The following is a 275-nucleotide window of genomic DNA, read 5'->3' as shown; positions in this document are numbered from 1 at the left end:
ATCTGGACACAGCCCGCGACCGCGTGATCGGTATTCTCATTGGCAATGTAGCGGTTTATCTGGTTTCGGTTTTCTTATGGCCAAAGCCCGTGAGCCAAACGGCACGCGACACTCTGATCAAAACAACACGTAAACTAGCGGATCTGGCGCTTGTGCCAGTCAATGAGCGCTCGCAAAATGTTGCACAAATTGCAGAAATCGAACGTCTCTTGGCAGATGTGCGTTATTGCTATTATTTGCCGCCCTTTGAGCCGCATCATCTGCGTTCCTCGCCG

Annotated in this window: 1 pseudogene; it reads left to right on the top strand. The window is 51.3% G+C overall.

The window, feature by feature from the left end:
- Positions 1–275: pseudogene (locus HBA93_RS21045) on the top strand (FUSC family protein); the annotation flags it as partial.

This window comes from Ochrobactrum sp. SFR4, from assembly GCF_019730395.1.
GTDB lineage: Bacteria > Pseudomonadota > Alphaproteobacteria > Rhizobiales > Rhizobiaceae > Pseudochrobactrum.
Note: the sequence above shows the minus strand (reverse complement) of the source record. Positions and strands in the feature narration are given on the sequence as shown.